The organism is Lysinibacillus sphaericus, assembly GCF_002982115.1.
Lineage (GTDB): Bacteria > Bacillota > Bacilli > Bacillales_A > Planococcaceae > Lysinibacillus > Lysinibacillus sphaericus.
This window is the reverse complement of the sequence record NZ_CP019980.1, coordinates 2583077-2601813: the sequence shown is the minus strand read 5'-3', so window position 1 is coordinate 2601813 and position 18737 is coordinate 2583077. Positions and strand designations below refer to the sequence as shown.

The 18737-nt window shown below is 37.4% G+C and carries 21 protein-coding genes; 15 read left to right on the top strand and 6 right to left on the bottom strand.

Translation table 11 applies throughout. The features are described from left to right. The first annotated feature begins 28 nt into the window (after window positions 1-28). Entirely contained in the window at window positions 29-202 is a 174-nt protein-coding gene (locus tag LS41612_RS23185) for a hypothetical protein (RefSeq protein ID WP_158694861.1), read from the top strand. A gap of 190 nt (window positions 203-392) precedes the next feature. On the opposite strand, the gene LS41612_RS13170 is transcribed toward LS41612_RS23185, so the two are convergent. Together LS41612_RS13170 and LS41612_RS13165 are read right to left on the bottom strand one after the other, a co-directional pair. Then, the gene (locus LS41612_RS13170) at window positions 393-623 is read right to left on the bottom strand and encodes a hypothetical protein (protein ID WP_024361906.1); all 231 of its coding nucleotides are present in this window, start codon (window positions 621-623) and stop codon (window positions 393-395) included. A gap of 142 nt (window positions 624-765) precedes the next feature. Next, complete coding sequence (locus LS41612_RS13165) at window positions 766-1548, bottom strand: hypothetical protein (protein WP_024361905.1); 783 nt, start codon at window positions 1546-1548, stop codon at window positions 766-768. A 310-nt stretch (window positions 1549-1858) separates the two neighbouring features. On the opposite strand from LS41612_RS13165, the gene LS41612_RS13160 reads away from it, so the two are divergent. Then, on the top strand, window positions 1859-2545 hold the full coding sequence (locus tag LS41612_RS13160) for a DUF1963 domain-containing protein (protein WP_024361904.1): 687 nt from the start codon (window positions 1859-1861) through the stop codon (window positions 2543-2545). A 423-nt stretch (window positions 2546-2968) separates the two neighbouring features. Here the strand turns inward: LS41612_RS13160 and LS41612_RS13155 are convergent, their stop codons facing one another. Beyond that, on the bottom strand, window positions 2969-3346 hold the full coding sequence (locus LS41612_RS13155) for a VOC family protein (RefSeq protein ID WP_024361903.1): 378 nt from the start codon (window positions 3344-3346) through the stop codon (window positions 2969-2971). Window positions 3347-3850: 504 nt separating this feature from the next. Between LS41612_RS13155 and LS41612_RS13145 the strand changes: the two genes are divergently transcribed. The 3 genes from LS41612_RS13145 to LS41612_RS13135 are packed head-to-tail and all read left to right on the top strand — an operon-like array spanning window position 3851 to window position 4490. After that, window positions 3851-4036 (top strand): hypothetical protein, encoded by a 186-nt coding sequence (locus LS41612_RS13145; RefSeq protein ID WP_024361901.1) that lies wholly within the window; start codon window positions 3851-3853, stop codon window positions 4034-4036. A gap of 47 nt (window positions 4037-4083) precedes the next feature. Further along, complete coding sequence (locus tag LS41612_RS13140) at window positions 4084-4263, top strand: hypothetical protein (RefSeq protein WP_036204891.1); 180 nt, start codon at window positions 4084-4086, stop codon at window positions 4261-4263. Window positions 4264-4307: 44 nt separating this feature from the next. Then, window positions 4308-4490 (top strand): hypothetical protein, encoded by a 183-nt coding sequence (locus LS41612_RS13135; protein WP_233433794.1) that lies wholly within the window; start codon window positions 4308-4310, stop codon window positions 4488-4490. A 126-nt stretch (window positions 4491-4616) separates the two neighbouring features. On the opposite strand, the gene LS41612_RS13130 is transcribed toward LS41612_RS13135, so the two are convergent. After that, the gene (locus LS41612_RS13130) at window positions 4617-5045 is read right to left on the bottom strand and encodes a hypothetical protein (RefSeq protein ID WP_024361900.1); all 429 of its coding nucleotides are present in this window, start codon (window positions 5043-5045) and stop codon (window positions 4617-4619) included. A gap of 93 nt (window positions 5046-5138) precedes the next feature. Here LS41612_RS13130 and LS41612_RS13125 point away from each other — a divergent pair, with 93 nt between their 5' ends. The 6 genes from LS41612_RS13125 (at window position 5139) to LS41612_RS13100 (ending at window position 11774) form a co-directional block, all read left to right on the top strand. After that, complete coding sequence (locus LS41612_RS13125; RefSeq protein WP_024361899.1) at window positions 5139-6827, top strand: AAA family ATPase; 1689 nt, start codon at window positions 5139-5141, stop codon at window positions 6825-6827. A 624-nt stretch (window positions 6828-7451) separates the two neighbouring features. Then, a complete protein-coding gene (locus tag LS41612_RS13120) occupies window positions 7452-7964 on the top strand; it encodes a TetR/AcrR family transcriptional regulator (RefSeq protein ID WP_024361898.1) in 513 nt (170 codons plus the stop codon). Window positions 7965-8079: 115 nt separating this feature from the next. Continuing rightward, window positions 8080-8496, top strand: a complete 417-nt coding sequence (locus LS41612_RS13115; RefSeq protein ID WP_036204887.1) for a DUF3995 domain-containing protein — start codon at window positions 8080-8082, stop codon at window positions 8494-8496. 57 nt (window positions 8497-8553) lie between these two features. Further along, window positions 8554-9165, top strand: coding sequence for a histidine phosphatase family protein (locus LS41612_RS13110; RefSeq protein ID WP_024361896.1), 612 nt, complete (start codon window positions 8554-8556; stop codon window positions 9163-9165). Window positions 9166-9287: 122 nt separating this feature from the next. Beyond that, a complete protein-coding gene (locus LS41612_RS13105; protein WP_024361895.1) occupies window positions 9288-10124 on the top strand; it encodes a D-alanyl-D-alanine carboxypeptidase family protein in 837 nt (278 codons plus the stop codon). Window positions 10125-10514: 390 nt separating this feature from the next. Then, window positions 10515-11774 (top strand): polysaccharide deacetylase family protein, encoded by a 1260-nt coding sequence (locus LS41612_RS13100; protein WP_024361894.1) that lies wholly within the window; start codon window positions 10515-10517, stop codon window positions 11772-11774. Between the two features lie 78 nt (window positions 11775-11852). On the opposite strand, the gene gltS is transcribed toward LS41612_RS13100, so the two are convergent. Both gltS and hutG read right to left on the bottom strand, forming a co-directional pair. Next, window positions 11853-13037, bottom strand: a complete 1185-nt coding sequence (gltS, locus tag LS41612_RS13095) for a sodium/glutamate symporter (RefSeq protein ID WP_024361893.1) — start codon at window positions 13035-13037, stop codon at window positions 11853-11855. Beyond that, a complete protein-coding gene (hutG, locus tag LS41612_RS13090) occupies window positions 13034-13999 on the bottom strand; it encodes a formimidoylglutamase (RefSeq protein WP_024361892.1) in 966 nt (321 codons plus the stop codon). The genes gltS and hutG overlap by 4 nt, the downstream gene beginning before the upstream one ends. Window positions 14000-14126: 127 nt before the next feature. Here hutG and LS41612_RS13085 point away from each other — a divergent pair, with 127 nt between their 5' ends. The 4 genes from LS41612_RS13085 (at window position 14127) to LS41612_RS13070 (ending at window position 18311) form a co-directional block, all read left to right on the top strand. Next, on the top strand, window positions 14127-15017 hold the full coding sequence (locus tag LS41612_RS13085; RefSeq protein WP_024361891.1) for a LysR family transcriptional regulator: 891 nt from the start codon (window positions 14127-14129) through the stop codon (window positions 15015-15017). A gap of 227 nt (window positions 15018-15244) precedes the next feature. Next, on the top strand, window positions 15245-16480 hold the full coding sequence (locus tag LS41612_RS13080) for an acyl-CoA dehydrogenase family protein (RefSeq protein WP_024361890.1): 1236 nt from the start codon (window positions 15245-15247) through the stop codon (window positions 16478-16480). Then, complete coding sequence (locus tag LS41612_RS13075; RefSeq protein ID WP_024361889.1) at window positions 16477-17253, top strand: SDR family oxidoreductase; 777 nt, start codon at window positions 16477-16479, stop codon at window positions 17251-17253. Before LS41612_RS13080 ends, LS41612_RS13075 begins: the two co-directional genes overlap by 4 nt. Before the next feature lie 11 nt (window positions 17254-17264). After that, on the top strand, window positions 17265-18311 hold the full coding sequence (locus LS41612_RS13070; RefSeq protein ID WP_024361888.1) for a phosphotransferase family protein: 1047 nt from the start codon (window positions 17265-17267) through the stop codon (window positions 18309-18311). Window positions 18312-18737 lie beyond the last annotated feature (426 nt).

The following is an 18737-nucleotide window of genomic DNA, read 5'->3' as shown; positions in this document are numbered from 1 at the left end:
GCTGGTATAGAGGCGCTTTTGATATACATTGGAGAAATTGTTAAGCTTCTTGCTAACTGTTTTACAAACATTTAATAGACAGGGTGAAATTGATAGAATATGGCAAATTAATGGCGCTGATGAGGATTCATTTGGAACGGTTGGAGTAGGTGAGTATATGATGTTTGTAGACAAAGAACGGAAAGGATTAACCTTCTTCTGAAAAAGGTCATGAGATTTTAGCGGAGAGTAGGGAAAATACACACAGCGTTAGCCGCAACCAAACCGCTTACAAGCAGAGGGTTGCGGCTAACGCTATGATGAATGAGAAGCGTCCGCACGTAGCGGAAATCAACTGCAGTAGTTAAATTCTACGAGTGGGTGTACGCGCTAAAATAGCTATTACCGTCAAGTTATTTGTGTAAAACAAAAAAACCAATAATCGCAATAAAATTGAACAATACATTTACAAGCATATAGACAGGTCGTTGTTCTTTATATGTAACAACCATCGAAATGATAGCTGATACAACCGCTAAAGGAATAGTGACAAAAAAGATACCCCACAAGTAATAGCCATCTATGTATACAATAGCAGTCAGAACAGCAGTAATAATGGTCCATATCATGGTGTTTTTTGACATAATCTCTCCTCCTTATGCTTAAAAATACAAAAAAATCATAGCATAACAAGGCGATTATCGTAAACTAAGAAGCTAAGGTGATAGTGGCTACTAATGGAAAATCGGTGGGTTGAAGGATCCCACCGATAAAGTTTCCAGCTATTTAGTTTAATGCCATGAATTCGTTTAATTCTTCAACTGTTAATGGTTCTGTTTGACCAATCTCCGTATGCACATCAAAGACAGCCGAGTTTCGAATTGTTCCAGTTATTTCACCGGAAGTATTTTTTAGGACACTGGCTGCATTAAGGAACCAAAAGTAATGATCTTGTACTTTCTTTGGGAAATTTGCGCCAAACATGCCGTTGACAAAAATAGGTGCACGGAAATGCATCGTCTCTTTTTTCAATGTACCAACAATTACAATTTTCTTCTTACTTCTTGGGGGTACTGTCACCTCAATTTTTGCTGTGGCTGTTTTAGATTCTGTTTCACTCTTTGATTCTCCTGTAGTCGTACTAAAAGAGAACTCCATGCCTGATTCAAAAATTCCTTCAATCGTAAATTTGGAGGAAAAATTTAACCCAGTTGTACTTTCAGAAGACCATGTTTGTTGACTTTGCCAGCTACCTTGAACTTCTAAAGTCATCGTAGCTGCTTCATCTCCATGATTTACTGCAATATTGCTCCCAACAATGATTGACTTAGGTGGTGCCCCATCTCCTTTTGTATAAGAAAAATCACCAAGTGTTTTGAAACATGGGTGACCATATTGTTCAGTGATTGCAGGCTTAACCCCCTTAAAATACGTTTCACTATTGACGGCGATTCCATCAGGGTTGACTTTGAATTTTTCCTTGAATGCTTCTCTCACTTTGTCATAACTTGAATTCACTGCTGGTAAATCTGCAAACGAAAATTTTTCTCGAATTAGTTGAGTTGTCATGTATCTTCCTCCTAGTATATACGTACTTTGTGCGAGTTACCTCGATGATAAATTGAGTGCTTCCGACCAAGAAACCTCCTTTACTACTTTATTTATTGATACTTAGTATTTAATAAGTACCTCTTTATCACTGTAAAACAATAAATGGAAATGCAATACTGATAAATGTTAATATTTAGGTTATTAACATTTAGATTAAATTTTTTCATGTCTCTACAGAAGCGGGATAGTTAGACAACAGTAAAAAGGCTTTTTGAATTTTTAGGATATTTAATATAATAGGTAACAAACATACTAGGAGGAGAAATTATTGAATATTGCACAAATTAAACATGCACTATTTAAAAAGGCTACTATCTTTCAAACAGGAGGATACCGACCAACAGAGGAATTAGGTGAAAGTTGGATTGGCAAAGTTGTATGGGAAAAAGAAGGAGAAACTATTCCATCTAATTTCGACCCTATTTGTACAATGTTTTTATATAATTTACCTTATGTACCAAAGGAATTAACAAGTTATCAATTATTAACCCTATATATGGACTTCGATGTATTCAATAATCTAGATAGAGATGATTTAGTTTCATTTTTTAAGATCAATTGTTATACGGAACTGGATGAATTACAAAAGGTAAATAAACAATCTAAGAAAATAAAGCCTTTTCCTTTAACCCCTGTATTCATTAATAATGATGCACCTGCTTGGGAAGATTCGGATAGTATTGCCCCAGCAATTGAAAATGAAATTTTACGGCTTGAATTTGAGGAGGACATTGAATATTACGATGACATTGTTGAAAAAATATATGCCACGCATAAAATTGGCGGGTATCCTTCTTTTACTCAAAGTGGCGTTTCTTTCGGGGAAGAATACCCATTTATATTTCAAATAAGTTCTGATGAAAAGGCTCGCTTCAATATTATAGATAGTGGTAGTTTTTATTTTTTCTACAATCCAGAAAAAGGGGATTGGATTGTGTACTGTGATTTTTATTAATGTTCGAGTGTGGTGTGTCAAGAGTCCCTAAGATTGAAAAGATGAGGGACATCCTTCGATATTAGAATTTTGCTAAATAAGCCAGTTGACCATTTAACAGGAGGTTGTGAGTTATGATCCGCAATGGAGAATTCAACTACCTGGGAGCTTACAGTGGTGAATGGGTGAGGACGAAGACTATAACTATGCTTTTATAGTAAAACAAAGTGTAACTATAGAAAAAGAGAACAACTTGTCCTTTGTTAAAAAATGAGCTAGGACAATCATTTCCAAGCTCATTTTTCCTGTGCTGTTTAAAGTCATTGTAAGTTGAAGATTTAATCAATATTTGAAATAAAGGATTGGCCTTATAACTATATCAGCATAGCCATTATCTTCCGGTGTACTCTGTGTATCATAAATACCTCTGTTTGTATCCTCAAATTAATAATTAGCAATTTCGATTAAATTGTTGTCAGGATCACGAATATAGACTGAAGTAATGGGGCCAATAGCTCCTGTTCTATTAATTGGTCCTTCTTCTATTCGAATAGCAAATTGATGTAAATGTTTTATGACAGCGGGTAAAGGTACTTCCGTAATGAAACATAAATCAGCACTGCCTGATGTAGGTCTAATGGCTTTAGGTTCGAATTCTTTACCTACTTCATGTAAGTTTATTTTTTGTTGGCCAAAGCGAAGTGCCTTTCTTCCTTCTCCGAATGACACGATTTCCATTCCTAATATTTGTTGATAAAAAGTACATGTTTCTTCAATATTTTTTACAGTTAAAACTAAATGATCTAGCTGTGTAATTTTCATTTGCAAGCTCCTTTTTTGTCTATTTCGCTTATATTGTAAATGAATAGAAGGGAGACTAAAACTAGTCTTTTTAAAACAACAGGGGCTATTAGCTGAACATATGCCCAATGAATAATGTAAAAGAGATGATTCCTGCAAAAATCAGGGTTAATGTGATTAGTATAAAGCTTAAAAATAATGACTGTATATTTTTGACATCTTTCAAACCAATCAGCGCTAGAAAAAAACAAGTGATTGTCATAAGCAATACAGCGCTTAAAGGGTGAAAATGAAAGTAAGTTATAAAAAAATTTAAATATGTGGCAGATGAACTGATGATAAAAAATAAAAGGAGCGTGCAAATGAATAGTACCATGGATGCTAGATTTGAATTTACTTCCATACAGTACCTCCTATCTATAGAATGCAAACGATTTTTTTACAAGCTATGTTCCATACAATGCCAAAATACAAAGGGAAACGGTTATACTTTTTACAATAATAAGTAGCAATGGTGGTGACAACATGGGGATCGCAGAAGTGTTAACGGTTATTTTTATTGTGCTCAAGCTAACAGAGGTTATAACATGGTCGTGGTGGTTGGTGCTGTTGCCAGCGATGATTTCTTTTAGTATCTACGTGCTTATTTTAATAGTAAAATTGGGCGTCATTATGGTCACGGTCGTGGCAATGAAGAAACGTAAAGAATGATAGGTGTTACCGCAATTGCCACTATTTTTTAAGTTGGGGTGTAAAAGATGAATGACAATGTAGAAGTTTTATTAGAAAATCATGAAGCATTTGTTACATTTCTAAATACTAAGTTAAGAGAGTTTAATGATGAACATTCATCTTATCATAAAGAAATACGAAAGAAGGGTGCAGTGCAGCCTTTAAATATTATTGTTTCCAACGAGAGGTTTATTGGGATTGGTTAGAAATCAATAAGTTTTGGTTTAGCAAGGAGTATCGAAAACAGGGCTTGGGTGGAAAATTGCTTTTACAAGCAGAAGCCACTGCAATCAAAATGGGCGCTAAAAAGGCATTGTTAACTACCTATGATTTTCAAGCGCGAACATTTGATGAAGCAAGAGGTTATCTAGTTGTTGGGGAAATAAAGATTATCCGCCTGGAAGTAGCTATTTCACGATGGTTAAACAGTTAGTTTAATCACGTCAATAAGGAAATATTAAGGTACAGTGTAAGACGCAATATTTTGGATGGCGCAGTTTGCGTCTTACTACATATGCTGTTCCTGTTACTAGGTCTTCTTGCTAATTTTTATGTTCTATTAAAATAATTTTTCAATATACGTCGTGTCCAATTTATCTAATAGCTTATAGTCTTTCATATAATTTTCTTCATATAAATATACAAAAAGGTGGGTTGAATCATCAATCCGTATGCCGATTTCACGATTATCATTAATCTTGAATGTTAACCAGTATGCCTCTTTTACGTCAGACTTGGCAAAAAGCACTTTGCGAATCGCTTTATCTTCGAACAAATGCATCATTTCATCGATTTTCGCTGTTTCTGTTATTGTAATTGTTTTCTCATCAGATGCTCGGATAATTTCAATTTCCTTAATCTGTTCAATATCGAGTTGTTCAATTACTTCCTTATTAAAAGTAGAATCTCGAGTAAGTAAAGTCGTCGCCACATAAAGGATGATAAGGGGTAATAGAATCGTGAAAAGTATTTTATATCTTTTTTTCATGTTGTTCTCCTTAAATTCTAAAAATTCGCACATATGTATTCTGTTCCACGCTATAATTGAGCATATACTGAAATGATAAAGGATGGCAATAAAATGAACGATAATCATCAAGAAAAAGAGCTTTTTTACCCAGATGGGACATTAATGTACCGTGGTGGCGTTAAGAAAAATGATTTTGGTCATGATATATACGATGGCAAGGGGACGATTTTTGATCAAGAAGGTGAACGATTATTTGAAGGTGAATTTGTTAACCATATGAAGCAAGGTAACGGCATCATGTATTTAAAGGGACAAATGATTTATCAAGGCGAATTTATTCAAAATAAAAAACAAGGCAATGGTATTTTATATAAAGATGGAAAGATTTATTACGAGGGCCATTTTCGTAATGATTTAATGGATGGCTATGGTATTTTGTATTTTGAAGAGACTGTCATTGCACCTTTTAAAGAAATACGGGCGCAATATCCGCATTTAAATCGACCACATTATGAAGGTGAATTTGTACATGGCATGAAAAAAGGGAAAGGTACACAATATTACCCAAGTGGTTTTTTACAATATGAAGGCGATTTTATGTGGAACCATATGCAAGGGGCAGGGAAGCTGTACTATGCCCCCGAAACACCAAGCACAGTGGAAATTGAATCTGCTTTAACACCCCTTTACTATGAAGGGTATTTTTTTGAAGATATGAAGCATGGTAAAGGAAAAGTGTATTCAAGACAGGGTGTGCTAGAAGCGGAAGGTCAATTTAAAGAGGATGCGATGACAGGGAAAGGCACTCTTTATTATGCCAATGGACAGGCATCTTATATTGGCGACCTTGTAAATGGGGAAAAGCATGGTCGCGGGGATTATTATAATGAGGCTGGTAAAATTATCTATAGCGGGGAGTTTATCCACGGAGAACGTTTACGTATTACGCCTGAAGTAGAGAGAGAGATTAACAAGCTACAGGCGCAATTAGATGGTCTTGTCGGGCTGCCGAATGCCAAGAAGGAATTACATAATTTAATCAACTTCATTAAAATTCAAAGTTTACGTGTCGATCATGGCTTAACGAGTTTTCCAATTACGTATCATCTAGTCTTCTCCGGTAACCCTGGAACAGGCAAAACGACTGTTGCGCGCATTATTGGGCAAATATACAAACATCTTGGTGTATTGTCTAGTGGGCATTTTGTTGAAACCGATCGAGCGGGATTAGTAGCAGGTTATGTTGGTCAAACCGCCTTAAAGGTACAGGAAGTAGTGAAAAAAGCGACCGGTGGTGTGTTATTTATCGACGAGGCTTATTCATTAATTCATGATAAACAAGATGCATTTGGTAAAGAGGCCATTGATAGCTTATTAAAGGCAATGGAGGATTTACGGGATGATTTAGTCATTATTGTAGCTGGTTATACCGAGCTGATGGAGGCATTTTTACAAGCCAATCCAGGTTTTAAATCGCGTTTTAATCATTTTGTGCAGTTTGATAATTTTACTACGGACGAGCTGTATGAAATTTTTGCGATGCTCTGTAAAAATAACGATTATCGTTATGGTGATACCTTTACCCACCATATGAAAGCACAATTAACTCAAATTCCTGTTGAATCCATCCCGAACTTTTCAAATGGACGTTATATCCGAAATGTCTTTGAAAAGCTGGTAACAATCCAGTCGAATCGTTTAATCCAACAGCCTACTATTACAAGAAATGAACTGATGGAATTTACGGCTTCAGATATTGAACAAGCGATTGCGGAAAATCTTTTTGATAGTACGTTTTAATAGCTAGGAAGTTGACGACCTATAAGCATTCATCATATTCACTATGAACGATTCATATAGTGAATAGATGATTTTTATATAGTAGGGAGAATTTGATGAAAAAAATAGTGCCGTTACTATTGTTACTTGGGTGTGTTTTACCAACATTTTTACACATTACAATCACCTTTAATAACAACATCAATGTCAACAAGGGTAGTAAGAAAGAAGATTAGCTATTTATATGAATGCGATGAGGCTGGGACAAAAGAGAAAAAGTGTTAGATTGATGCAGTCAATCTAACACTTTTTTGCTGCGCCGTTGTTGTCCGCTTCGGCGTGCTTTCCGCTCAGCACAGTAAGCCGCAACCCTCGCTAACGCGCGAAATGCCCGCGTCTTACATTGTATGCGTTCTGAGCAGGAGTCACCGCCTTCGCTACCAACAACTAGTGAACACTTCTATTTTTTTTAAATAGTCAAGTTCCTATAATAGGGAAAATTTACGAACACCTTTCCTCTGTTCCTTAAATTTTTTAGTTATGTCCCATCCTCATTTAAATTCTGTACCAATGTTGTTTGACAAAATTTACAATATGTTATATTCTGTTGAAAACATACGATAGCGTATGTTGGAGGGTGAAATGATGCAATTAACAAGAGAAGACTGGATAAAGGCTGGTTTACATCAATTAGCGGACGCAGGCATACATAAAGTTCGTATTGAAACGCTCGCACGTATACTGAACATAAGTAAAGGTAGTTTTTATCACCATTTTCGTGACCATCAAGAACTGTTAGATGCTATGTTCAATTATTGGGAAATGGTTGCTACAAAGCGCATTATTCATAGTATGGAGCAGGAAGATTCGTCATTAGAAGAGCTTTTTACAATCAGTTTTAGTAGTGATAAAAAAATTGAAATAGGCATTTATACTTGGGCTAAATATAACCAAGTTGTTGCAAAGCGGTTAGTCGACATTGAGGAACAGCGAATTCGTTGTATTGCTCATTTATATCAAAAAAAAGGAAGTGATGAATTAGAAGCGGTCGAAAGAGCAAGACTTGCTTATTTAACGTATATAGGGTGGATGACAAGGTTTACAGAAAATCCTAATTTTACGATAGGAAAAATGCTTGAACTATTACTAAAGATATAACAAGAAAAGAAACATGTCCCTTGCAGTTGAGTAACTTAAGGGACAAATAAATGACCAAAACATACGTTATCGTATGTTTTAGTATGTAGTATACAAAGTGGGAGGGGAATAGGTAATGATTAGTTTACTACTCGTTGTATGTGTTCTGTTTTTGATAAGCATAATACACGTCTATTGGGCATTTGGTGGTCGTTGGGGTGCGATGGTGGTACTCCCTATAAAGAAAGGCAGCCAAGAACCGGCTTTCGTTCCTCGTAAAATAGGAACGTTATTAGTAGCATTCCTTCTTGTGGTAGCAGCTTTCCTACTCTTAATAAAAGGGATTTACTTACGGAATGTGCAAGAATTTAACTTTTTTACACTTGGTTGTACGGTTTGTGCAGTTATATTCTTGATACGAGCAATAGGCGACTTTAAATATGTAGGATTTTTTAAAAAAATAAAACATTCACAGTTTGCAAGAAATGATACATGGTTGTATAGCCCACTCTGTCTCTTCATTTCATTAGTGTATTTATTTGTACTTTTTTAACTTTGCTTGTACAATCTGACTAGCAATTGGCAATAGAGAGATAGAGGAGGAACGGGATTGAGGCAAATTATTTATTTACTTCGTCATGGAGAAACGGTTTTTAATACGCAAGGACGATACCAAGGCGAGTTGGATTCACCCTTAACCGATGTTGGCATCGAACAAGTTCAACAAAACGCAGTTATGTTAAAAAGCTTACTAGGCAATCCTCAAGATTGGAAAATTATTTCAAGTTCTTTAGGAAGAGCATTGCAGAGCGCAGAAATTATTTGCGAAACGATAGGCTATGATTTTAATGATGTAGTAAAGGATCATCGACTAGCCGAAGTGGCTGTTGGAGATTGGGCTGGGCTTACAATAAAAGAAATTGAAAAGTCTTGGCCAAGTCTTTTAGAAAACACAGACCATTATAATTGGTATTTCAATGCACCGAATGGAGAAAGTTACGACTCGGTTGTTGCTAGATTGACTGATTGGCTCGATAGTGTAAAAGATGAACAAAACGTGATTGTCATATCCCATGGTCTAACTGGGCGGATTTTACGGGGCATTTATGCTGGATTAGCCAAGGACCATGCACTAAAGTTAGATGTATCACAGGATGTATTTTTTAAATTATCCGATAAGAAAATCCAAAACATTTCTCTAGCGTTCGATGATTTTTATTGATATATAGTAGCTTTTATTACGTAACGCGAAATATTGGCGCAATCCTTAAGAATTTCTTCATAAATATCCTACAGGAATATTCATAATTGCCTCCTATTATAATGTGTGGGAGGCGTTTTTTTATGAAAAAGTTTGTATTAATTTGTTGTATTGGTGTCATCGCATTTTTTTTCTATACGAATAAGTCCAAAGAACAAGTAGTGGATATTGAGCTACCTTCGTTACATAGTAAAAATGCTTTATTGGTAAACGATAGCGGAGAGGTGTTATATGAAAAAAATGCGGATGCTATTATCTATCCAGCATCATTAACCAAAATTATGACAGCCATTGTAGCGATTGAGGCGAGTAAAGATCTTCAAATGCAAACGATGGTTACACCACAAACAATTGCAACATATACTGCGCAAAATGCTTCGATGGCAGGCTTTCAGGCAGGTGATTTTGTAACGATCGAGGATTTACTATACGGTACTTTACTTGCATCAGGTGCAGATGCAACAGCCACGCTAGCAACGGCCATTGCAGGGAGTGAGAAAGCGTTTGTGGAACTGATGAACGATAAAGCACTTGAATTAGGGTTAAATGATACTCATTACGAAAATGTTAGTGGGCTTCATGATCCAGCACATATATCGAGTGTTCGTGATATTAGCAAGCTCTTTCAATATGCGATTGAAAATCCTACTTTTTATAAGATTATGACGACAAAAAGCTACACAACGCAAGTGCCAAATGAGTTAACGATTGCTAGCACTTTATTTTCAAAAATGGATGGGGTCGAAGGTGCCATTCTTGGTGGCAAAACCGGCTATACACCTGAAGCAGGGCTTTGCTTAGCTTCTTTAATTGAAAAAAATGGCGAAGTGTATATTTTTGTTACGACAAATGCGGAAGGGCATGTTTGGACGCCACCTTTACATGTTGAAGATGCAATGGCTGCATATCAAGCACTATAGGAAGATATGGCATAGCAAGCTGAACGGCTTATGCACCAAAAGTAGAGTAAACCACTTGGAAGCTGTTGATTGGCACATATGTTGGGGATGCTGTGAAGGTTAGCAAGCTAGCGATTAACGTATGCATGGAAATACAGTGAAATTTAGATTCTGAATGGATAAGATTACATTATCTCAAATAAAGTTTTTGCAAAAGTATAAGAAGAAATTTAACAGTATGCCGCCGATGTGGATTATCAAAAATCATTCTTACAGAACTTTTCAATTAGCAAATCTAGTTGATTCTTACTATTTTCTGGTATAATAACATTATCAGATTTCAATCCTATGTTTTGTATATATTTTACACGGGAGACGACATCAGTGATTGTAAAAAGGCGGTGTAGAATATTGAAAAAATTATTACCTTTTGCGTTATTATGGGCATTTTTATGTAGTATGGCTATTGGGAATCATGTTTCCGCTCAAGCTAGTATGCCTGCTATCCAACAAGTTCTAAAGGATGCGACGGTGTATGAAGAGGCTTCCACAGAAAGCAAGGTGAATGGCTATATTAAACAAGGCAATTTTGTGCAAGCCTCAGCTTTCAATGAGGAATGGATACATATCCGAATGGCACAGTTAGAGGGGTATGTGGAAGCCTCAACATTAGCAGAGCTAACGCCAGAAAAAGCTGTAGTGGCGAAAAAAGGCGGCCTAAACTTATTGTCCTATCCAAGTCCAAGTGCACAAAAAGTTGGACAGCTATATGAAAATAGTATGTTAATAGTGTATGGCATAGCACCTGGTGGTTGGTCATATGTGCAATATGGACATGAATTTGGCTATGTCGCGACAAATGCGCTGAAAAAACCAACTGCGACAAAAAAGCAGGTAAATGCACCTAAAGGGGCTATTATTCATTTAACTGCGAGCCCAGGCGGTGAAGTGCTAGGCACACTAGCGCATAAAACCATTGTGCAGCAATATACAATAGTAGCAGGCTGGGCGTATGTGGAAGCTGACAATCAAAAAGGGTACATAAAGGCTTCAGAGCTAACGGACTTAACCGTAAATAATAAAGTTTACAACCAAGGAGTACCAGTAGCAAAAGGAGCGAAAAAGCGGGTGGCTTTAACATTTGATGATGGACCGAATGCGAAAGTTACGCCACAAATATTAGCCATTTTAAAGAAATACAATGTAAAAGCAACATTTTTTATGGTTGGGAAAAATGCTTCTAGCAATGCTAAAATTGTAGAGCAAGTGTATAAGGATGGTCATGAAATTGGCAATCATACATGGAATCATCCGAAGCTAACTAATTTAGCGAAAACAAGCGTTAAAGAAGAAGTGGATCGCACAAGCAACGCCATTTACGCAGCTATTGGTCAATATCCAACTGTTTTTCGCCCACCATATGGAGCGACAAATGACCAAGTGCGCTCTGTTATTCCAATGCCTTCTATTTTATGGTCGATTGATACACTCGATTGGAAGCATCGCAATGCCGATAAAATATTAACGTATGTCAAAGCATCTGTCAAAGATGGCAGTATTATTTTAATGCATGATATTCATCAAACGACAGCCAACGGGCTCGAAAATGTTATTCTTTATTTACAGAAACAAGGTTATGAATGTGTAACGGTAAGTGACATATTACAATAATGCATTCTATGAAGTTCTTTCTATAATGGAAGAAGCCGTGCAACGGTCTTATAAAGACTATGCACGGCTTTTTTCATGTTATTTAAATAAGTTAATGGTTGTAATAATAATAGGAATACCAAAGACATCAATTAAAAATGCACCTACAATTGGTACAACGAGGAATGCCTTTGTAGAAGGACCGAAGCGTTGAACAACTGCTGACATATTCGCCATTGCATTCGGTGTTGCACCCAAGCCATGTCCTGCAAAGCCTGCCACCATAACTGCTGCATCGTAGTTTTTACCGAGTAATTTAAATAATACAAAAATACAGAATAGAACGATGAATAGTACTTGTACAAAAACAATGACAAATAGAGGTAAAGCTAAATCGGCAATTTCCCATAGTTTAATGCTCATTAACGCCATAGATAGGAAAACACCTAATGTGACGTCACCGATTAAAGAAATACTTTTCATGTTAATGGCATTTGGTTTCACTTTATCTAAAATATTACGGACCAATACAGCGACAAACATGGCACCTACGTAACCTGGTAATACGAAACCTGTAGCTTCGGAGAATAGAGTTCCAACATACGTTCCGACAGCCATACAAAATGTGATGATTACCACTTGTGTAAAGAATGAATCCGATGTAATTTGTTCATGTTTGTTTTCATATTCAATAGCTTCTGCTTCTTGTTCATCTGGTGTTAAATTGTATTTTCCGACTAAATATTTGACAATCGGTCCACCAATTAGACCTCCCGCCACTAAGCCACATGTTGCAGCCGCCGCACCGATTGTCATAGCAGATGAAATTCCTAAATCTTCTAATGTTTGACCGAAAGCAGCCGCCGCACCGTGACCACCTTCCATAGAAACTGCACCTGCCATCATACCGATTAATGGATGAATGCCCATTAGTGAAGCAAGGGATACACCGATAACGTTTTGCATTAGCGCAAGGAACCCACATGCTAGCCAATAAATGACTAATAGCTTACCGCCTAGTTTTACCAGTTTAAAGCTAGCACCTAAACCGATTGTCGTGAAAAAAGTAATCATAAATAAGCTTTGTAATGATGTATCAAGAGATATTTCTAATAGGCCAGTTGTTTTTAATATTGTGGCTAGTGCTGCAAAAAGTAAGCCACCAACAACTGGTGCTGGAATACAGAAACGCTTTAAAAAGTTTATTTTATTAATAAGGAAGCTCCCGAATGCAAATAACGCGACTGCGAGAAATATTGTTGTAATTTGATTAATTTCGATCATGAACCGTTCCTCCTAAGTAAGTTGTTGAGTGCATCATAGACAAAATAAGCACCCAATTTGACTGTTTGACCATTTTCATCTAGTAACGGATTTACTTCACATATATCAAAAGAATGGGTATGTGGATGGGATGCTACTTTTTGAATTACAGCTCGAACCGTTTTGGGATCTAGACCAAAAGGAGAGGGTGCACTAACACCAGGTGCGTAGGCTGTGTTGACAACGTCCATACATAAAGTAAGTAAAATATAATCATGATTATCCATAAATTGCTGTAGATCGTTCATAATGTCCGCGTTGTTGTCTGCTGTCATTTGTTCTTCTAACACATAATTCACTTGCAGCTCATGTGCCTTATCAAACAGCTCTTGTGTATTTCCATAACGTTGAATACCTAGTACAAAATAGTCTGTATGTGGATCTTGTTCTAAAATTTGACGGAACATTGTACCGGATGAAGTTTGTTCATCATATGGTCGTAAATCAAAATGTGCATCGATGTTAATAATGCCGATACGGGCACCTTTTTGTAATGCTGCACGAACACCTAAGTAATGCCCATATAATGTTTCATGACCGCCACCAAGGATAATACATTGCATGTTTTTAGCGCGTAGACCTTGAACAATTTCACCGAGCTCTTGTTGTGCATCCTCTAGCGCATGATTGAGGCAAAGAATGTTACCGACATCGATAATTTCCTGTTGCTCATCAAATGTCCACGGTAAGCTTGCCAGTGCACCACGAAGTGCATTGGGTCCATTCGCTGCACCAACACGCCCTTGATTGCGGCGTACCCCTTCATCACATATAAACCCAACAATCCCAGCATTTTTTTGTTGTGAAGCGCTTACATCGTTAATAGCCAATCGTTTTACTTTTTGATGTAATCGGAAACTACTTGGATTAGTAGTTGAATCGATGCGACCTTTCCATTGTTTTTGATCTGTCATTGTATACATCTCTTTATCAACTCCATTAACATTATTGTTGTAGTGTTAATTTATTATATATTCACATAATTATATTTACTAATATATAATTATTATTAATCTATAGTTTAAAACTATAAATGGGGGGTAGGTTGTTTTGGATTTAAAACAATTACAATATTTTATCGCTGTTATTGAGCATATGAATTACTCGAAAGCAGCTGAAAAATTGCATATTTCTCAGCCTTCTTTAAGTAATGCTATTAAAAAATTAGAACAAGAAGTTGGTTCTTCTTTACTTGAAAGAAATACAAGAAATTTGCAATTAACCGAAGCAGGTCAGCTTCTATATGAACGAGCAAAAGTTATTTTAAAAAATATGGAAGTGCTAAAAATTGAAATGGACGAGGTCATTGTACATGGTACAAGTGATTTGACCATCGGTGTAATGGAGTCGATTAAGCATTGGTTACCAAAAGCAATTGTCGAATATAAAAAGCGCTATCCACAGATGAAATTTCATTTAGTCGATATTTTAGGTAGCAAGCGTGTCAAGAAATCACTGAAAGGCTACAAAACGCATGTGATTATTACCAATCAATTGATGGACGATGAAGAGCTAGAAGTGAAGTGTTTGTATGAGGAACGACTTGTCGCTGTATTACCTTTACATCATCCGTTAGCGACGAAAGATTTACTGACCATTGCAGATTTAAGCAAAGAGCCTTTCATTATTAGTACAGATGGATTTCAAACAAGGCAGGATATTTTGAATGCATTTGAACAAGCGGGTCAAGCAATCAATGTTCAATTTGAAATCGAACGTTTTGAAACGGCTGTATCCCTTGTTCGCGAAAATCTAGGTATTACCATTCTGCCTGAAAACTATTTACAGGGGCCAACCGCGAAGACGATTGTTCAAAAAGAAATTGATTGCCCTAATTTACAAAGGAATGTTTATTTAGTGTATTTAAAAAATCGACATCTGCCCTTTGCGATCCGACAATTCATTGATGGTGTTATACATTATTTTGATAGTAAAAGATAATGTTGACGATATTTTAATATAGTTATTATTTTTTATGGCTGTAAAAAGAAGACATAATGGAGATGCTTTTTTTAGCTGTTTTTGCATATGAATTTTCTCCTTTATTCAAATTTTTATGGAATAGATGATTGATTTACATGCCGTATAGCGGTAACATTTAATGTAAGAGTAAGAATGAATAATCATTCATTTTTCATTCGTGTTGTCAATCAAAGGGGGGCTTTCATATGAATTTTTCTTATAGTGAAAAAGTAGTAGAACTGCAAGGAAAACTGACGAAATTTATGGAGCAGTATATTTATCCAAATGAGGCACTGTATGCGGCACAGGTGGAAGCAATGGCGGATCGTTGGGGAGCGATTCCTCCGATTATGGAAGAATTGAAGCGTAAAGCACAGGAAGCGGGGCTATGGAATTTATTTTTACCTGATAGCGAGTATGGCGCAGGTTTATCGAATATAGAATATGCTCCTTTATGTGAAATTATGGGCCGATCATTAATAGCGCCGGAAGTCTTTAACTGCAATGCGCCGGATACGGGGAACATGGAGGTACTTGTACGCTATGGGTCAGATAAGCAAAAAAAAGAGTGGTTAGAGCCGCTATTGCGTGGAGAAATCCGCTCTTGCTTTGCGATGACGGAGCCTGCAGTGGCCTCTAGTGATGCGACCAATATTGAGGCTAGCATTGAACGAGATGGTGATCAGTATATTTTAAACGGTCATAAGTGGTGGACAACCGGGGCTGGCGATCCACGCTGTAAAGTCGCTATTTTTATGGGAAAACATAAGGATTCTACGGCTTCAATCCATGAGCAACAATCAATGATTCTAGTTCCAATGGATACACCAGGTGTCAAAATAGAGCGCATGTTAACGGCCTTTGGGTATGACCATGCACCTGAAGGTCATGGAGAGGTTACGTTTACAAATGTACGAGTACCTGTGGACAATATTTTATGGGGTGAAGGGAAAGGTTTTGCGATTGCTCAAGGTCGTTTAGGCCCAGGCCGCATTCATCATTGCATGCGTCTTATCGGAGCAGCTGAACGCGCTTTAGAAGAAATGTGTAGCCGCTTACTAGAGCGTCAAGCCTTCCATCGACCGCTAGCAGACCAAGGCGTGATGCGTGAACGAATAGCAGAATCACGTATTGATATTGAACAGGCAAGGCTGCTTACGTTAAAAGCAGCATACATGATGGATACAGTAGGGAATAAAGAGGCGAAGGCTGAAATTGCGATGATTAAAGTAGTCGCACCGAATATGGCATTGCGTGTCATCGACCGTGCCATTCAAGCATTTGGTGCTGCTGGCGTTGGACCTGATAAGACGCTCGCTGCTCAGTGGGCCAATTCACGCACATTGCGTTTAGCAGATGGACCAGACGAGGTGCATCGTAATACTGTAGCGAAATTGGAACTGAAAAAACATGCCCCAAAGCAACAGGAGCTGGTAAAATGACTGTTCTTGACCTATTTAGCTTGCAAGGGAAAACCGCTATTGTTACAGGTGGTGGTCGTGGACTTGGTGCACAAATTGCGCAAGGCTTTGCAGAGGCTGGTGCCAACGTTGTGCTGTGCTCACGCAAAGTGGAGGCTTGTGAGGAAATGGCGACACAACTCGCACAATTAGGTGTCCAGACACTTGCGCTTGCCTGTGATGTGACGAAACCAGAGGAAATTGCCCATGTTGTGTCAAAAACATTAGAGACCTTTGGTAAGATTGATATTTTAGTAAACAATAGTGGTGCTTCATGGGGGGCGCCGGCTGTCGATATGCCATACGAGGCATGGCAAAAGGTGTTTGATGTGAACGTCAACGGTACATTTTTAATGACGCAGGCTGTTGGTAAAGTGATGCTTGCACAAAAAGCGGGGAAAATTATTAATATTGCTTCTATTGCAGGGCTTGGTGGTACACTCCCTGATTTTATGGATACAATTGGTTATAACTCTAGTAAAGGTGCAGTTATTACGTTAACCAAAGATTTAGCGGTGAAATGGGGACCATCAGGCATAAACATTAATGCCATTGCCCCTGGATTTTTCCCAACGAAAATGTCAAATGTTTTAATAGAACGAGGACAAGATTATTTGATGGGGGCTACACCTTTAAAGCGTCTAGGTGCTGAAAATGATTTGAAGGGCGTTGCATTATTTTTAGCAGCTGCAGCTTCGGATTATGTTACAGGTGAGGTGATTGTGGTAGATGGTGGAATGAGTGCAATTATTTAAGGGGGGTTCCTATGGATACGATACAAGTAAGGGCAAGTGAACGAATCGATACAGAGCAATTACATGCTTTTTTAAAGCGACATTTCCCAGACTTACCAGAGGGGAAACTAGAAATTTCTCAATTTAGTGCGGGTCATTCTAATTTAACTTACTGTTTAAAAATAGCGGATTTTGAAATTGTACTTCGCAGACCACCTCTTGGGCCAGTGGCAAAAAAAGCGCATGATATGAAGCGTGAATTTACCATTTTATCGGCGCTTCATCCGTTTTTAGCTGTTGTACCAAAACCATATGTATATGTCGATGATGTCAGCATTATCGGCAGTGACTTTTTCTTAATGGAACGAAAAAAAGGTGTCGTGTTGGACACACGTTTCCCATCAGGGACAGAATCGACAATAGCACTTGCACGTCAATTGTCTGAAAAAATGGTGGAATCACTTGTAGCGCTCCATGCCATTCCATATAAGGAAACGGCTTTAAAGGATATGGTCAAGCCTGAAGGGTTTATGGAACGCCAAGTGGTTAGTTGGGTTGACCGTTATGAGAAAGCAAAAACAGCTGAGCTGTCAGAGGTAGCAGCGCTAACGGCTTGGTTAAAGGCTAATATACCGACAAATAATGAAGCGACAATTATTCACTATGACTATAAGTTCAACAATGCGATGTTTTCACAAGATTACTCAGAAATGATTGGGCTTTTTGATTGGGAAATGACAACAGTGGGTGATCCGTTAGCAGATCTCGGTGTTGCGATGAGTTATTGGATGCATGCAGATGATCCAAAAATGTTGTTGTATGCATTAGGGGAGCCACCGATTACGGTTCATCCTGGATTTTATTCGAGAGAGGAATTTATCGCGCACTATGCGGAGAAAAGTGGTCGAGATGTCTCAACAATCGGCTATTATATAACGTTTGCTTATTTTAAATTAGCGGTCATTTGCCAACAAATTTATTATCGTTATGTCAACGGACAAACGAAGGACGATCGTTTCGCACAAATGGATACAATGGTAGCTGCGCTTATACAACAAGCTGCTAAAAGTATTAAATAGAAGTATAGCTACAGTTTGATTGTAGATAATCCTGCGATTCGGGTTTATCTACAATCTTTTTTTGATGGTAGCTAATTTAATTGATAGATAACAACTACAGATTATCCGACACTATAATTTGTAGTTTTAAATTATCCTCTCGCACCAACTTTATTATGCAATACAAAATATTCACGATAAAGAAATAAAAGAGGGGGAATGCATGTTCTTCTTTGGGGGAAGGAACTAGGCAGAAATAGCGAAATCAGTATTTTGCGTAAAAACTTCATCAAGATGTTGCTTTTCTTAGGCTCTCTGAACTCTCTTGTTAAATTCCCTTTTAATAGAACCATCAAATTTAATGTCGAATATTTAAGAAATTCTCGTATTCGAACTGAAAAAAATGTCGAAAAAATGAATTTTAAGAGTAAATTTGTATTAAATGCA

Excerpts from the sequence above, each read along its gene's own strand:
- LS41612_RS13125 (WP_024361899.1), top strand. The coding sequence starts at position 5,139 with ATGAACGATAATCATCAAGAAAAAGAGCTTTTTTACCCAGATGGGACA.
- gltS (WP_024361893.1), bottom strand. The coding sequence starts at position 13,037 with ATGATCGAAATTAATCAAATTACAACAATATTTCTCGCAGTCGCGTTA.
- LS41612_RS13105 (WP_024361895.1), top strand. The coding sequence starts at position 9,288 with ATGAAAAAGTTTGTATTAATTTGTTGTATTGGTGTCATCGCATTTTTT.
- LS41612_RS13155 (WP_024361903.1), bottom strand. The coding sequence starts at position 3,346 with ATGAAAATTACACAGCTAGATCATTTAGTTTTAACTGTAAAAAATATT.
- LS41612_RS13120 (WP_024361898.1), top strand. The coding sequence starts at position 7,452 with ATGCAATTAACAAGAGAAGACTGGATAAAGGCTGGTTTACATCAATTA.
- LS41612_RS13115 (WP_036204887.1), top strand. The coding sequence starts at position 8,080 with ATGATTAGTTTACTACTCGTTGTATGTGTTCTGTTTTTGATAAGCATA.
- LS41612_RS13075 (WP_024361889.1), top strand. The coding sequence starts at position 16,477 with ATGACTGTTCTTGACCTATTTAGCTTGCAAGGGAAAACCGCTATTGTT.
- LS41612_RS13130 (WP_024361900.1), bottom strand. The coding sequence starts at position 5,045 with ATGAAAAAAAGATATAAAATACTTTTCACGATTCTATTACCCCTTATC.
- LS41612_RS13145 (WP_024361901.1), top strand. The coding sequence starts at position 3,851 with ATGGGGATCGCAGAAGTGTTAACGGTTATTTTTATTGTGCTCAAGCTA.
- LS41612_RS13170 (WP_024361906.1), bottom strand. The coding sequence starts at position 623 with ATGTCAAAAAACACCATGATATGGACCATTATTACTGCTGTTCTGACT.
- LS41612_RS13070 (WP_024361888.1), top strand. The coding sequence starts at position 17,265 with ATGGATACGATACAAGTAAGGGCAAGTGAACGAATCGATACAGAGCAA.
- LS41612_RS13080 (WP_024361890.1), top strand. The coding sequence starts at position 15,245 with ATGAATTTTTCTTATAGTGAAAAAGTAGTAGAACTGCAAGGAAAACTG.
- LS41612_RS13165 (WP_024361905.1), bottom strand. The coding sequence starts at position 1,548 with ATGACAACTCAACTAATTCGAGAAAAATTTTCGTTTGCAGATTTACCA.
- hutG (WP_024361892.1), bottom strand. The coding sequence starts at position 13,999 with ATGTATACAATGACAGATCAAAAACAATGGAAAGGTCGCATCGATTCA.
- LS41612_RS13140 (WP_036204891.1), top strand. The coding sequence starts at position 4,084 with ATGAATGACAATGTAGAAGTTTTATTAGAAAATCATGAAGCATTTGTT.